General features: G+C 61.2%; 10 protein-coding genes. 9 read left to right on the top strand and 1 reads right to left on the bottom strand.

Annotation, left to right across the window (positions count from 1 at the left end):
• Positions 1 to 13: 13 nt before the first annotated feature.
• Positions 14 to 2,491: an ATP-dependent helicase gene (locus CUJ84_RS14670; RefSeq protein WP_105006751.1), complete on the bottom strand. Its 2,478-nt coding sequence runs from the start codon at positions 2,489 to 2,491 to the stop codon at positions 14 to 16.
• Positions 2,492 to 2,737: 246 nt separating this feature from the next.
• On the opposite strand from CUJ84_RS14670, the gene CUJ84_RS14665 reads away from it, so the two are divergent.
• From CUJ84_RS14665 to CUJ84_RS14625, 9 genes are all read left to right on the top strand, one after another.
• Entirely contained in the window at positions 2,738 to 3,214 is a 477-nt protein-coding gene (locus tag CUJ84_RS14665; protein WP_105006750.1) for a VOC family protein, read from the top strand.
• 410 nt (positions 3,215 to 3,624) lie between these two features.
• A complete protein-coding gene (locus tag CUJ84_RS14660; protein WP_018242831.1) occupies positions 3,625 to 5,568 on the top strand; it encodes a PrkA family serine protein kinase in 1,944 nt (647 codons plus the stop codon).
• 12 nt (positions 5,569 to 5,580) lie between these two features.
• A complete protein-coding gene (locus tag CUJ84_RS14655; protein ID WP_105006749.1) occupies positions 5,581 to 6,855 on the top strand; it encodes a YeaH/YhbH family protein in 1,275 nt (424 codons plus the stop codon).
• Entirely contained in the window at positions 6,852 to 8,399 is a 1,548-nt protein-coding gene (locus CUJ84_RS14650) for a SpoVR family protein (protein WP_105006748.1), read from the top strand. The genes CUJ84_RS14655 and CUJ84_RS14650 overlap by 4 nt, the downstream gene beginning before the upstream one ends.
• A gap of 127 nt (positions 8,400 to 8,526) precedes the next feature.
• The gene (locus tag CUJ84_RS14645; RefSeq protein ID WP_105006747.1) at positions 8,527 to 8,790 is read left to right on the top strand and encodes an antitoxin; all 264 of its coding nucleotides are present in this window, start codon (positions 8,527 to 8,529) and stop codon (positions 8,788 to 8,790) included.
• Positions 8,787 to 9,200, top strand: a complete 414-nt coding sequence (locus CUJ84_RS14640) for a type II toxin-antitoxin system VapC family toxin (protein WP_105006746.1) — start codon at positions 8,787 to 8,789, stop codon at positions 9,198 to 9,200. Before CUJ84_RS14645 ends, CUJ84_RS14640 begins: the two co-directional genes overlap by 4 nt.
• Positions 9,201 to 9,377: 177 nt before the next feature.
• Positions 9,378 to 10,292, top strand: a complete 915-nt coding sequence (locus CUJ84_RS14635) for an adenylate/guanylate cyclase domain-containing protein (protein ID WP_105006745.1) — start codon at positions 9,378 to 9,380, stop codon at positions 10,290 to 10,292.
• Positions 10,293 to 10,559: 267 nt separating this feature from the next.
• Positions 10,560 to 11,771, top strand: a complete 1,212-nt coding sequence (locus tag CUJ84_RS14630; RefSeq protein WP_105006744.1) for an efflux RND transporter periplasmic adaptor subunit — start codon at positions 10,560 to 10,562, stop codon at positions 11,769 to 11,771.
• On the top strand, positions 11,768 to 14,923 hold the full coding sequence (locus tag CUJ84_RS14625) for an efflux RND transporter permease subunit (protein WP_105006743.1): 3,156 nt from the start codon (positions 11,768 to 11,770) through the stop codon (positions 14,921 to 14,923). The genes CUJ84_RS14630 and CUJ84_RS14625 overlap by 4 nt, the downstream gene beginning before the upstream one ends.
• Positions 14,924 to 14,964 lie beyond the last annotated feature (41 nt).

Genomic DNA, 14,964 nt, shown 5'->3' with positions numbered 1-14,964 from the left:
TGCTGACGCGAGGTCACACGCGCTCGACGAACCCATCCAGCACCCGCTTCTGTCCCGCCCGGTCGAACTCGATCGTCAGCTTGTTGCCTTCGATGCCGGTGATGTTGCCGTTGCCGAATTTCAGGTGGAACACGCGGTCGCCGAGGGTGAACCTCGACGGTTCCGATGAGGTCGATTTCGCCACCAGCTCGCCTTCGATCGTGCGCCCCTTCGGGCCGCTTTCGCCGTAGCCGATGCGTTCGACGGCGTGGCCGGAGCGGGTGCCCCAGTTGTCTCGGGTAGCATCGGTCTTGTTGGCCTGGGCGCGTTTCCAGCCGGGGGTGGAATAGGAGTTGGCGAAGGGTTCGGCCTTGTCGAAGCGCGACTGGCCGTAGCCGCCGCGGCCGTAACCGCCGTAGCTCTGCTCCATTTCGGCGACCTCGACATGGGTGACCGGCAGTTCGTCAAGGAAACGCGAGGGCAGGGTCGATTGCCAGAGGCCATGGATGCGGCGGTTGGAGACGAACCAGATGTGACAGCGGTGCTTGGCGCGGGTGATGCCGACATAGGCGAGGCGGCGTTCCTCCTCCAAGCCGGCGCGGCCGCTCTCATCCAGCGAACGCTGGTGCGGAAAGAGACCTTCCTCCCAGCCGGGCAGGAAGACGGTGTCGAATTCCAGGCCCTTGGCCGAGTGCAGCGTCATGATCGAGACGGCGTCGAGGTTCTCGTTGGTCTCGGCATCCATGACGAGCGAGACGTGTTCGAGGAAGCCGCGCATCGACTCGAAGCTTTCCATCGAGCGGATGAGTTCCTTGAGGTTTTCAAGGCGGCCGGGCGCTTCGGCGCTCTTATCGTTCTTCCACATATCGGTATAGCCGGACTCTTCGAGGATCTGCTCGGCAAGTTCGGTATGCGGTGTGTTTTCAAGCAGTTCCTGCCAACGGCGGAAAGATTGAATCACGTCGAAGAGGGCTTTTCGCGCTTTCGGCTTCAGCTCGTCCGTCTCGATGATGTCGGCTGCAGCCGCAAGCATCGGAATGTCGCGAGCACGGGCATAGTCGTGCAGCGCGCGCACCGTCGTATCGCCGAGGCCGCGCTTCGGCGTGTTGATAATGCGCTCAAAAGCGAGGTCGTCGGAGGCTTGGGCGACCAGGCGGAAATAGGCCATGGCATCGCGGATTTCCAGGCGCTCGTAGAAGCGCGGGCCGCCGATGACACGGTAGTTGAGGCCGAGGGTGACGAAGCGGTCTTCGAATTCGCGCATCTGGAAGGAGGCGCGCACGAGGATCGCCATGTCGTTCAGCAGATGCTTGCCGCGCTGGAGCTGCTCGATCTCCTCGCCGATGGCGCGGGCTTCCTCCTCCGAATCCCAGGAGGCGTGGACCTGCACCTTGGCGTCGTCTGGATCGGAGCGGTCGGTGAACAGCGTCTTGCCGAGGCGGCCCTCATTATGGGCGATCAGATGGGCAGCGGCCCCGAGGATATGTTCGGTCGAACGATAGTTGCGCTCGAGCTTGATGACCTTGGCGCCGGGAAAATCCTTTTCGAAGCGCAGGATATTGTCGACCTCCGCGCCGCGCCAGCCATAGATCGACTGGTCGTCGTCGCCGACGCAACAGACGTTCTGCAACTCGCCCTTGGGGCGCTGGGCGAGAAGCCTGAGCCACATATATTGGGCAGTGTTGGTGTCCTGGTACTCGTCGACGAGGATATAGCGGAAGCGGCCGTGATATTCCTTCAAGAGGTCGGGATTCTTGCGGAAGATCGCGATCGGGTGCATCAGCAGATCGCCGAAATCGCAGGCGTTCAGCGTCGTCAGGCGGGCCTGATAGGCGACATAGAGATCGCGGCCGCGGCCGTTGGCAAAGGCGCGGGCGTCGCCCTCGGGTATATCGGCGGGGCCGAGACCCTTGTTCTTCCAGGTATCGATCATGCCGGCGAACTGCTTGGCCGGCCAGCGCTTGTCGTCGAGGCCTTCGGCCTGGATCAACTGCTTGATCAGGCGGACGACGTCGTCAGTGTCGAGAATGGTGAAATCGGAGCGGAGGCCGACGAGCTCGCCGTGGCGGCGCAGAAGTTTGACGCCGATCGAATGGAAGGTGCCGAGCCAGGGCATGCCTTCCACGGCGCCACCGACGAGCAGCGCGATGCGCTCCTTCATCTCGCGGGCCGCCTTGTTGGTAAAGGTGACGGCGAGGATCTGCGAGGGGAAGGCACGGCCGGTGTTGAGGATATGGGCGATGCGGGTCGTCAGTACGCGCGTCTTGCCGGTGCCGGCGCCGGCCAGCACGAGGACGGGGCCTTCCAACGTTTCGACGGCCTCGGTCTGCTCGGGGTTCAGCCCGGCGAGGTAATCCGGCCGCTTGCCGCCGTCACGAGCCGCCATGGCGCGCGCCGCGATGCCGCTGGCGACGGGCGCTCTTTCGGCGGGTGCGGCAGGCGGCTGCGGCTTGCGCGCCATCTCGCCCGGCTCTTCGTCGAAGAAGGGCATATCGTCGAAACTATTGCTCATGGCGCGTAATGTAGTGATTCGGGAAGGAAAGACCAGAAAAGATGTTCTGCTTTCATTCCCGAGCCGCCGCTATCCCGGGCGGTAGGTTGCGGGCACCAATGCCGCCGCAGAGCGCGGCTATGGTCGTCACGCGGGCGAGCGGGGCTAAAATTTCGGATCGCGGCCTGTCGGAACAAGCGCCGGTGGGGCGTCCTTGGGTCATCGGACAGCAGTCCGGATCAACACCGTCAACAAGGAGGCCGTTTCATGCCGAAGGTCGTTTCAAATCTGTGGTTCGCCGAGGAAGCACGCGAAGCCGTCGAATTCTATGTGTCTGTTATCCCGGACTCCAGGATCGGCCGCACCACCATTTTGCCGGCGGAAACGCCGAGCGGGCCTCCCGGCAGTGTCGAATTGATCGAGTTTACGCTCGCCGACCAGGCCTTCCTGGCGATGAAGGCCGGCCCGCTCGATAGCTTCAACCATTCCTTCTCGATCGCGATTCTCGTGGAAAGCCAGGCCGAGATCGATCGGATATGGGAGGCATTCCTCACCAATGGCGGCACGCCGGAGGCCTGCGGCTGGCTGAAGGACCGCTGGGGTCTCTCCTGGCAGATCGTGCCGCGCATGCTGTCCGAAATGATCGCCGACAGCAACCGCGAGCGGGCCAGGCGCGTAACCGAAGTGATGCTTGGCATGGTCAAGATCGATGTCGCCGCTCTGGAGAAGGCATTCAACGGCTGAGTCGCGCCGGTAGCGCATGATCACGATGACGGGCGCATAGTCGCGATGCGTCCGTTTCCATCATGTCTGGAGCGGATCGGCACACGCTGTCCTGCATCGACTTTGCGCAGATTGGCTGCCAATCGTCGATTTCTCCAGTGCTCGAATCACGGGCGACATTGCACACCTTTTTCATCTTTCTGTCACGTCGCGAAATGTGCTGATACCGCGATGGCACCCTTCTCAACTACAATAAGCAACAGTTTCGGAGAGTAAAAAAATAACCGGTGCATGCACGTTTTTGTGCATTGCCAGAAACAGCCGGTGAGCGTGGAATATACCTGCGAAACTATTGATTCTTAGGAATGTCGTGTCCATCTCCTTGGTATGACGACCTAGAGCCTGTGGCATTAACCTTGAATGGAGGGCCCATGCTGAGTGAATCCGTATTTGATGCGTTCACCCGCACCTATGATGCGCGTCGCGAAACCGATATGTCGATCGCGGAGTATCTCGACCTTTGCAAAAAGGAACCGCTTGCCTATGCCAATGCGACCGAGCGCCTGCTCGCCGCGATAGGCGAACCGCAGATGGTCGACACCGCCAGGGACACGCGCCTCGGTCGGATATTCATGAACCGGACCATCCGGATCTATCCGGCCTTTGTCGGCTTCCACGGCATGGAAGAGACAATCGAACGCATCGTTTCCTTCTTCCGGCACGCGGCGCAGGGGCTCGAGGAGCGCAAGCAGATCCTCTATCTGCTCGGCCCGGTCGGCGGCGGCAAGTCATCGCTGGCGGAGCGGCTGAAGCTGCTGATGGAGCTTCATCCGATCTACGTGCTGAAGGCGGGTGACGAGATCAGCCCCGTTTTCGAAAGTCCGCTCAATCTGTTCGACCCGGACACGATGGGATCGCTCCTGCAGGAGCAATACGGCATTCCCTTGCGACGCCTGAGCGGACTGATGAGCCCGTGGTGCCTGAAGCGGCTCGACGATTTCGGGGGTGATATTTCCCGCTTCCGTGTCGTCAGGGTACAGCCTTCGCGGTTGCGCCAGATCGCTATCGCCAAGACCGAGCCTGGAGACGAGAACAATCAGGATATCTCGTCGCTGGTCGGCAAGGTCGATATCCGCAAGCTGGAGACCTATTCCCAGAACGATCCCGATGCCTACAGCTATTCGGGCGGCCTCAACCGCGCCAATCAGGGCGTGCTCGAATTCGTCGAGATGTTCAAGGCGCCGATCAAGATGCTGCATCCGCTGCTGACGGCGACGCAGGAGGGGAACTATATCGGCTCCGAGAATATCGGCGCCATACCTTTCTCCGGCATCGTCCTTGCACATTCAAACGAAGCGGAATGGCAAACCTTCAAGGCCAACAAGAACAACGAGGCCTTCATCGACCGTATTTGCGTGATCAAGGTGCCCTATTGCCTGCGCGTCACGGAAGAGCAGAAGATCTACGAAAAGCTGATCGAGGGATCGGAACTGGCCGATGCGCCATGCGCCCCCGCGACGCTCGAAATGCTGGCCCGCTTCTCCGTGCTTTCGCGTCTGCGCAAACATGAGAATTCGACGTACTTCTCGAAGATGCGCACCTATGACGGCGAGAGCCTGAAGGAGACGGATCCGCGCGCCCGCAGTGTCCAGGAATATCGGGACGCCGCCGGCATCGACGAAGGCATGGACGGCATATCGACCCGCTTCGCCTTCAAGGTGCTCGCCTCCACCTTCAATCACGACACCACGGATATTGGCGCCGATCCGGTTCATCTGATGTATGTGCTGGAGCAGTCGATCCGCCGCGAGCAGTTTTCCGACGATGTCGAGAAGCGATATCTGGAGTTCATCAAGGCCGATCTTGCGCCACGTTACGCAGAGTTCATTGGCAATGAGATTCAGAAGGCCTATCTTGAGTCCTATGCGGATTACGGACAGAATCTGTTCGACCGCTACGTGGATTATGCCGATGCCTGGATCGAAGACGTGGACTTCAAGGATCCCGATACCGGCCAGCTTCTCGATCGTGAGCTCCTCAACCAGGAACTGACGAAAATCGAAAAGCCGGCGGGAATCGCCAATCCGAAGGATTTCCGCAACGAAATCGTCAAGTTCTGCTTGAGATCGCGGGCAGCCAACGGCGGAAAGAATCCGTCATGGACGAGCTACGAGAAGATCCGGGAAGTCATCGAAAAGCGAATGTTCTCGCAGGTCGAGGATCTTTTGCCGGTCATTTCCTTCGGTTCGAAGAAGGATTCGGAAACAGAAAAGAAACACAGCGAGTTTGTCTCGCGCATGGCTGCGCGGGGCTACACGGAGAGGCAGGTTCGGCGCCTCGTCGAATGGTACATGCGCGTCAAACAGGCAAGTTAATGTGGAGCCAATATGCACATTGTCGACCGTCGGCTAAATCCGCGCGGTAAAAGTCTGGAAAATCGGCAACGGTTTCTTCGGCGCATGAAAGGCGCCGTGCAGCAAGCGGTAAAGCGTTCTCTGCAAAACCGGAACATTCGCGATGTGCTCGACGGCGGGGAAATCAGCCTGCCGATCGATGGAATGGCCGAACCGAGCTTGCGAAGGGGCGACGGCGGCATCCGCGATCATATCCTGCCTGGAAACAGGGCCTTCGTTGAAGGCGACATTCTTCCGCGCCCGCCGGGGAGTCGGGGCGGAAAACCCAAGAATGCGGGTGAAGGCGACGGCGAAGACGGCTTCCGTTTTGTGCTGACGCGCGAGGAATTCCTCGATGTGTTCCTGGATGATCTGGAACTGCCCGACCTTGCCAAGCGGCGTCTGGCCGAAACCGAGGAGGAAACTCCCTTCCGTGCCGGCTATTCCGTGTCGGGATCGCCGTCCAACATCGCCGTCGGTCGCACGACCAGGCTTGCGATGATGCGCCGTGTCGCGCTTGGCCGTCCGCGCCGCGAAGAGATCGAAGCCCTGCAGCGGCAGATCGAGGAATGCGAGGACGACGAGACCCGTCTGGCGCTTGAGGCAAAACTCAAATCCCTGACGGAAAAAAGCCGGCGCATTCCCTATATCGATCCGCTTGACGTGCGGTATCGCCGCTTCGAAAACGAGCCGAAGCCTGTGGCGAAGGCCGTGATGTTCTGCTTGATGGACGTCTCCGGCTCCATGTCGGAACACATGAAGGACTTGGCGAAGCGGTTCTACCTGCTGCTCTACCTCTTCCTGTCGAAGCGCTACAAGAAAGTGGAGATCGTCTTCATCCGCCATACCGACAAGGCCGAGGAAGTCGACGAGGAAACGTTCTTCTATGGTCCGGCGACGGGCGGCACGCTGGTCTCCAGCGCCCTTGCGGCAATGCGGGCGATCATCGCGGCGCGTTTCGATCCGGCGGAATGGAATATCTATGGTGCTCAGGCTTCGGACGGCGACAACGCCCACTCGGACGGAAACCTGAGCGGGCAGCTGCTGCGGGAGATTTTGCCGCTGTGCCAGTATTTCGCCTATATCGAGGTCGGCGAAGAAGGCGGTGACTCCTCAATATCTCGCTCACCGCTTTGGATGCTCTATGACGGGATCCGTTCCGAGCAGCAGCCGCTTTCGATGCGCAAGGTCTGCCGGCGAAACGAAATCTTCCCTGTTTTCCATGATCTCTTCCAGAAACGTGACGCACAGTCGAAGGTGACGCCATGACCACGACGATGAGACCAAGAGAGCGGCTTTTGTTCGAGGGTGCCGACTGGGACTTTTCAACACTCCAGCGCATCCACGACGCTTGCGAGGACATTGCACTTAACGAACTCGGCCTCGACGTCTACCCGAACCAGATCGAAGTCATCACCTCGGAGCAGATGCTCGATGCCTATTCCTCGACCGGCATGCCGCTGTTTTACCGCCATTGGTCCTTCGGCAAACACTTCGCGCATCACGAAACCTTCTACCGCCGCGGGATGCGCGACCTTGCCTATGAGATCGTCATCAACAGCTCGCCCTGCATCTCCTACTTGATGGAAGAGAACACGGCGACGATGCAGACGCTCGTCACCGCGCATGCGGCCTTCGGCCACAACCACTTCTTCAAGAACAACTATCTCTTCAAGCTCTGGACCGATGCGGAGGGCATCCTCGATTACCTCGATTTCGCCAAGGGTTATATCACCCGCTGTGAGGAACGTTACGGCGAAACGGCCGTCGAGCGAACGCTCGACGCAGCCCATGCGTTGATGTCGCACGGGGTGCATCGATACGCGGGCAAGACCACGATCGATCTTCGCCAGGAGGAGAAGCGGCAGCAGGAGCGCCGCGCCCACGAGGAGCAGATGTTCAACGACCTATGGCGCACGGTTCCGGTCGGCAAGGCCCGCAAAGCGGGTGACATCGGCCTGGAAAAGCGCCGCGCCGCCCTCGGTCTTCCGCAGGACAACATCCTTTATTTTCTTGAAAAATCGGCGCCGCGGCTGCAGCCGTGGCAGCGCGAGATCCTTCGCATCGTCCGCCACGTCGCGCAATATTTCCATCCCCAGCGGCAGACCAAGGTGATGAACGAGGGAACCGCCACTTTCGTCCACTACCAGATCATGAACCGGCTTCACGAGCGGGGGCAGATCAGCGACGGAAACTTCCTCGAATTCCTGAAGTCGCACGCTAACGTCGTGTTCCAGCCAAGCTATGACGACCGGCGATTCTCGGGCTTCAACCCCTATGCGCTTGGTTTCGCGATGATGCAGGATATCGAGAGGATCGTCACGAAGCCGACGGAAGAGGACCGCACATGGTTTTCCGATATCGCTGGACGAGGCGATGCGATGGCGGTCTTGCGCGATATCTGGGCCAATTATCGGGACGAGAGCTTCATCAGCCAGTTCCTGAGCCCGAACCTGATCCGGCAGCTGCGGCTGTTCCATCTCTACGACGATCCGGAACAGACCGAGGGGGTGCTGGTTTCGGCGATCCATAATGAGCGTGGATACTTGCGCATCCGCCGCCAGCTCTCCCGCGAATATGATATCGGCTGGACCGATCCGGCAATCGATATTGTCGATGTCGATCTCGCCGGCGACCGCCGACTGTTGCTGCAACACATCATGATGAATGGCTGCTATCTTCAGGAAAATGACACGAAGCTCGTCCTGCAGCATCTCGCCGATCTCTGGGGCTATGACGTATTGCTTCAGGAAATCGACAGTTCCAGCACGGTGGCGAGAGAACACACGGCGAGCCCGCGCAAGATCGTTTAGTGATCCAGCGTTTCTTTAAGCGCCGGACTTAGAGGGCTCGGGAATTGTTAGTTGGTTCGGGTGATGCTCTTGCTCGCTGTCGACTGGCGCTATATATCATGATAGCTATCGCGACGCGGAGGCCATCATGGCAACGAGAACAGCCAAGATTTTTACGACCGGCCGCAGCCAGGCGGTCAGGCTCCCTGCGGAGTTCCGCTTCGAGGGGAGCGAGGTGTTCGTCCGTCGTGATCCGAAGACTGGCGATGTCATTCTGTCACGCAAGCCGGATTCATGGGATGGCCTCTTTGAACTCTATGGCAAGGATCAGGTTCCGGACGATTTCCTGGGGCCAGACGACCGTCGCCAGCCTTCGCATGATCGTGATCCATTCGAGGGCTGGAAGGAATGACAGCCTGGATGCTCGATACCAATATGGTGAGCCATGTCATCAAGGGCGATCGGCCGGAGATCATCGAAAGGTTGGCCGCGCTTCCGATGGAAGACATCGTCATCTCATCGATCACCGAAGGGGAGTTGCTCTACGGTCTTGCTAAGCGAGGCTATCCGAAGGCGCTGTCAGAACGGATCAGCCAATTCCTGCTCCGGGTCGACGTTCTCCCTTGGGATCACGATGTCACGCGAACTTATGGCGACCTGCGCGTTGCCTGCGAAGCCAAAGGGGTGACTCTGGCGCCCCTCGATATGATGATTGCCGCTCATGCCGTTGCAACTGCCGCAACCCTCGTCACGCGCGACAAGGCTTTTGCTCGCGTTTCGGAGCCTTTGAAGGTCGATGACTGGACGAATGAAGGAAGCTGAATCGTCCACGCCGCCTCTCATGCCCGGAAAACGCGGGTCGACGATCAGCAATTATCGGTGGTAACGAACACAAAGCCTTAGTAGTTTACCGCCGTTGCAATCGCCCACTTGATCTCGACCAGTTTCAGCCTTTGCAGCGATCTTTCCCGGGGGCGGATAGCGCGGAGACGAGAGACCATGAGTGAAACGCGGCGCAAGCTGACGACGATCTTCTGTGCTGACGTGCAGGACTATACGCGGCTGATGGGGGCTGACGAGGAGGGGACGCTTGCGAGCCTGAAGCGCTGCCGGGAGGCGATGGGGCGCCTCATCGAAAGCCATGGCGGCCGCGTCATCAATACCTGGGGCGATGGGCTGATCGCCGATTTCCCGAGCGTGGTAGAGGCGGTGCGCGCAGCCGTCGACACCCAGAACGAACTCGCGGGTTTCAACGCCCGCCGCCCGGCCGACGGGCGCATGCTCTTCCGCATCGGCATCAATCTCGGCGACGTGATCGTCGAAGGTGACGACATCTATGGCGACGGCGTCAATATTGCGGCGCGGCTACAGGCGTCGGCTGCGGCCGGCGGCATCGTCATATCAAGTACCGTCTACGACCAGGTCCGCAACAAGGTGGCTGTTGGTTTCGAGTTTCTCGGACCATTGATGGTGAAGAACGTCGATGAAGGCGTGCCGAGCTATGCGGTGAAGATCGGCGATGCCAAAGACGAGACGCCGTCTGCTCAGCGATCCGGCCCCGCGCGGCCGCAGCCGCAGCCGGCGGCGACTGTGGCCGAGGCAAGGCCGGCACCCAGCGGACGCAGGCTGTATGGCGTACTCGCCGTCATCGCCGCTGTGCTGATCGGCATTAATCTGCTGTCATGGCAGGGCGTTTTCTGGGCGCGCTTTCCCGTGCTTGCACTGGCCGTCGTCGCGGCGCTCGCCTGGAACCGCGACCAGACCCAGTTCAACCGCAGGATCACCTCGCTGGCGATCGTGGCGCTCGGCATTGCCGGCATCAACCTCTTCACCTGGACGGGGCAGTTCTGGGCGATGTGGCCGATACTGGGCATTGCGGCGGTCATGGGCGTGCGATGGTCGATGCGCCGATAGACATCCAACCCGCATCGTCAAAGATTTTGTGCGATATCTCGCCCGATAATCGGCAGTGCAAAGACATGGGCGAGTGTCCGTTCAAGCAAAAGTGAGCGGCCGGGTTATTTCCATTCTTTGCTGATATTACAAATCGGTAATGCCGGCTGCTTATGCTTGCCGGTAAGCTGTAAACGCGCGATATTGTCGCATCAGACGGGAATCTTGATCCCGCAGCGCCTCTTTCGACCGACCCTGGTCCAACCTCGAGTCCCTCTGGAGACGTGAATGGCCTTTTGGAAGCAGTTTATACTGTCGCTCATCGTCATTATTGCCGGCTTTGCCGCGTGGGTTTTCTTTGTGCCCGGCGCCGGCGATACGATGCGCGATGCAGGTATTCCAGACAGCATCGTTTCCAAGATCGCGCCGAAGGCTGAGGAGACGGCGGATGCCGACGCTCCTCCCCGGGCGCAAGGGCAGCAGCGCGGCGAAGGACAGGGTCAGGGACAGAACCGCCGCAATGGCGGCGGGCGCAACAGCGCCATTCTCGTCGCCACGCAGGCCGTCGTCCAGGGCGTCGTCAACGACCGACTGAACGCCATCGGCACGGGGGATGCGATCCGCTCGGTGGCGGTCACGCCGCAGGCGTCGGGCACGATCCGCGAAATCCTCATCAAGTCGGGCGATAGGGTGAAGGCCGGGCAGGTGCTCGCCAAGCTCGATAGCGAGGAGCAGGTGATCGCCCGCGGCCAGGCGGATGTGGCGGTCAAGGCCGCCGTCGAGAAGTCCAACCTCTATCACAATATCAAGTCCAGCGTGTCGCGCATGGACGTCTTCGATTCCGAGATTGCCGAGCAGGGCGCGCGGCTGCAACTGCAGGCCGCCGAGCTCAATCTCGCACGGCGCAACATCACCGCGCCGATCGATGGCATCGTCGGCATCGTGCCGGTCAATATCGGCGACAACGTCACGACGAGCATCCCGATCGTCACGCTCGACGACCGGTCGGAAATCCTCGTCGATTATTGGGTGCCGGAGCGTTTCGCCAATACTGTGTCGGTCGGTCAGCCGGTCGAGGCGATGTCGGTGGCACGGCCGGGACAGGTGTTTTCCGGCGTGGTCGAAGCCGTCGACAATCGTATCGACGCGGCAAGCCGTACGCTTCGCCTGCGCGCCAAGATCGACAATGGTTCGGATGAGTTGCGCGCCGGCATGTCCTTCAGCGTCAGCATGAAATTTGCCGGCGACAAATATCCGGCGGTCGATCCGGTCTCCGTGCAGTGGGATTCACAAGGGTCTTTCGTCTGGCAAGTCAATGACGACAAGTCGCGCAAGGTGCGGGTCAGCATCGTGCAGCGCAATCCGGATTTCGTGCTCGTTAAAGCCGACCTCAAGGACGGCGACAAGATCGTGACGCAGGGCCTGCAGCGCGTGCGTGAGGGCGGGGCGGTGCGTGTGAGCGCCGACGTCGCCGCGACTGCGGAGGTCGCCACCCAATGAGCGTGACCGAGATTCATCAGGACAGGGCCTCGGGCAAGCAAAGCTTCACCGCACTTTTCGTTCGCCGGCCGATCCTGGCGCTGGTGTTCAACACGCTGATGGTCGTTGCCGGCCTTGCCGCCTATGTCGGCGTCGAGGTGCGCGAACTGCCGGATGTCGACCGTCCCGTCGTCACCGTGCGCACCACCTTTGACGGCGCATCGCCGCAGACAATCGACCAGGAACTGACCAAGGTGATCGAGGGCGCCGTTGCCCGCGTCAGCGGCCTGAAGTCGATCTCGTCCACCTCTTCCTTCGGCCAGAGTCGGGTGACGCTCGAATTCTCTGATGCAATCGATCTCGCCGTCGCCGCCAACGACGTGCGCGACGCAATCGGCCGCATCACCCAGAACCTGCCCGACGAGGCGGATGCGCCGCAGATCGTCAAGGCGGATTCGGATTCCTCGGCGATCATGCGGCTGGCCGTCACCTCCACCAAGCTCAACATGGACGACCTGACCCAACTCGTCGAAAACGAGGTGATCGATCGCCTCGCCTCCGTCGATGGCGTTGCCGACGTTGAGGAATATGGCGACCAGGAGAAGGTCTTCCGCGTTGACGTCGACCAGGGCGCGCTCGCCAGCCGCGGGCTGACCATCGGCGACCTGACGAAGGCGCTCGACAATTCCGCGCTCGACGTGCCGGCCGGCTCGCTGAAGAGCAACACGCAGGACATCGTCGTGCGCGCCACCGCCAACCTGCAGACGCCGGCCGATTTTTCCAACGTCATCCTGCAGGACCGCGTCCGGCTCGGCGATGTCGCGACCGTTACGCTCGGCCCACGCGACGGCGAAACGGCGCTGCGCTCCAACGGCAAGCCGGGCATCGGCCTCGGCATCATCCGCCAGGCGCAATCGAACACATTGAATATCTCGACCGGCGTCAAGGCCGCCGTCGACCAGCTGTCGAAGACGCTGCCTGAGGGCACGACGATCGCCATCACCAGCGATGACGCCGTCTTCATCCAGGGCGCGATCCATGAGGTGGTGCTGGCGCTCGTGCTCGCCGCCGTCATCGTCACCGCCGTCATCTACCTCTTCCTGCGCGATTGGCGGGCGACGCTGATCCCGGCGGTCAGCATGCCCGTGGCGCTGATCGGCACGCTGGCGGCGATCTACATGGTCGGCTTCTCGATCAACATTCTGACGCTGCTGGCGATCGTGCTGGCGACCGGCCTTGTTGTCGACGACGCAATCGTGGTGCTCGAAAATATCGTGCGCCGGCGCGCCGAGGGCATGGGACCACGGGCTGCGGCCGTGCTCGGCACGCGCGAAGTGTTCTTCGCCGTCGTCGCCACGACGGCGACGCTGGCGGCCGTGTTCATTCCGCTCTCATTCCTGCCTGGCCAGGTCGGCGGCCTCTTCCGCGAATTCGGCTTCGTGCTCGCCTTTTCGGTCGGGCTGTCGTCGATCGTGGCGCTGACGCTGTGTCCAATGCTTGCCTCGCGCATGCTGACCAAGCCGATGCTCGAGGATCACGGCGTGCTGGGCCGTTTCGGCGGAGCGCTTGCCAATCTTTACAAATGGGCGCTGCGCGGTTGTCTCAACGCGCCCTTCGTCGTCATCCTGTTCTCGGTGATCTTTGCCGGTGCGGCACTCGTCGCTTTCTCGACCGTCAAGAGCGAGCTGACGCCTGAAGAGGACCGGTCGATGGTGATGATGCGGCTGACGACGCCGCAGGGATCGAGCCTCGAATATACCCGCGACAAGATGCAGCTCGTCGAGGAATATCTGCAGCCGATGGTCGATAGCGGCGACATCCGCAACGTCTTCTCGATCTCCGGCCAGGGCGGTTCGCTGAACAGCGGCTTCATGGTGCTGACGCTTGCTCCCTGGGGAGAGCGCCAGCGGACGCAGACCGAGATCGTCGGCGACATCAACCAGGCGGCCTCCCGGGTGCCGGCGTTGCGCGGCAACGCCATCTCCTCCAACAGCCTGCGCATCCGCGGCGCCGGCAGCGGCCTGCAGATGGCGCTGATCGGCAATGATCACGAGGCGCTGACGGCGGCGGCCGCCAAGCTGGTGCAGGCGCTCGAAGCCACCGGCCGATACAACACGCCGCGCCTGACCAACGAGCCCAGCCAGGCGCAGGTGTCGGTGACGATCGACCGCGAGCGCGCTTCCGATCCCGGCATCGATATTACAGGGCTTTCGACGGCGATCCAGTCGCTGCTCGAAGGGCGTTCGGTGGTCGACGTCTTCGTCGACGGCGAATCCTATCCGGTGTTGCTGACCTCAACGACACGGCCGATCGACGACCCGACCGACCTCGAAAACGTGTTCCTGAAAACCGGCGACGGCAAGATCGTGCCGATGTCGGTCATCGCTTCGATGAAGGAAGGTTCGGTCGCGCCGCAGCTCAACCGCGAGCAGCAGCTCGCTTCAGTGGCGATCACCGCCGGTGTGACGGACGGCATGTCGCTCGGCGATGCCGTCAAGCAAGTGACGGAACTTGCCGAGCCGCTGCTGCCGCCGGGCTCACGCCTGCTGCCGCTCGCCGAAGCCGCAACGCTCGAAGAGAATTCGAGCGGCATGGCGCTGACCTTCGGCTTCGCCATAGTCATCATCTTCCTGGTGCTGGCCGCACAGTTCGAAAGCGTGCTGTCCTCGCTGATCATCATGTCGACGGTGCCGCTCGGCCTTGCCTGCGCCGTCTTCGCATTGATCATCACCGGCTCCAGCCTCAATATCTACAGCCAGATCGGCCTCGTGCTGCTGGTCGGCGTCATGGCGAAGAACGGCATCCTGATCGTCGAATTCGCCAATCAGTTGCGCGACCGGGGCGAGGATGTGCGGTCCTCGATCGAGAAGGCCTGTGCGCTACGCCTTCGCCCTGTGATGATGACGATGATCGCCACCATCCTCGGCGGCGTGCCACTGGTCTTTGCCCATGGCGCGGGCGCCGAAGCGCGTGTTGCGCTCGGCTGGGTGATCGTCGGCGGTCTCGGTTTCGCGACGCTAGTGACGCTGTTCATCACGCCGGTCGCCTATCTGCTGCTTGCCCGCTTCGCCAAGCCGCACGCCCATGAGGAGGCGCGCCTGCACGAAGAGATGTCGGTCGCCACGCGAGCGCGCGCTGCGCCCGACGACGAGCAGTTACAGGCCGCCGAATAAGGCTTTCATCCGATTTTGAACGCTGCTCGAACCTGCTGCAG

Source organism: Rhizobium leguminosarum (assembly GCF_002953715.1).
Taxonomy (GTDB): Bacteria; Pseudomonadota; Alphaproteobacteria; order Rhizobiales; family Rhizobiaceae; genus Rhizobium; species Rhizobium leguminosarum_V.
The sequence above is the reverse complement of the archived record's forward strand: the minus strand, read 5'-3'. Positions and strand labels throughout refer to the sequence as shown.

Coding starts and splice junctions, on each gene's coding strand:
- CUJ84_RS14665 (WP_105006750.1), top strand. CDS start 2,738: ATGCCGAAGGTCGTTTCAAATCTGTGGTTCGCCGAGGAAGCACGCGAA.
- CUJ84_RS14660 (WP_018242831.1), top strand. CDS start 3,625: ATGCTGAGTGAATCCGTATTTGATGCGTTCACCCGCACCTATGATGCG.
- CUJ84_RS14655 (WP_105006749.1), top strand. CDS start 5,581: ATGCACATTGTCGACCGTCGGCTAAATCCGCGCGGTAAAAGTCTGGAA.
- CUJ84_RS14650 (WP_105006748.1), top strand. CDS start 6,852: ATGACCACGACGATGAGACCAAGAGAGCGGCTTTTGTTCGAGGGTGCC.
- CUJ84_RS14625 (WP_105006743.1), top strand. CDS start 11,768: ATGAGCGTGACCGAGATTCATCAGGACAGGGCCTCGGGCAAGCAAAGC.
- CUJ84_RS14630 (WP_105006744.1), top strand. CDS start 10,560: ATGGCCTTTTGGAAGCAGTTTATACTGTCGCTCATCGTCATTATTGCC.
- CUJ84_RS14645 (WP_105006747.1), top strand. CDS start 8,527: ATGGCAACGAGAACAGCCAAGATTTTTACGACCGGCCGCAGCCAGGCG.
- CUJ84_RS14640 (WP_105006746.1), top strand. CDS start 8,787: ATGACAGCCTGGATGCTCGATACCAATATGGTGAGCCATGTCATCAAG.
- CUJ84_RS14670 (WP_105006751.1), bottom strand. CDS start 2,491: ATGAGCAATAGTTTCGACGATATGCCCTTCTTCGACGAAGAGCCGGGC.
- CUJ84_RS14635 (WP_105006745.1), top strand. CDS start 9,378: ATGAGTGAAACGCGGCGCAAGCTGACGACGATCTTCTGTGCTGACGTG.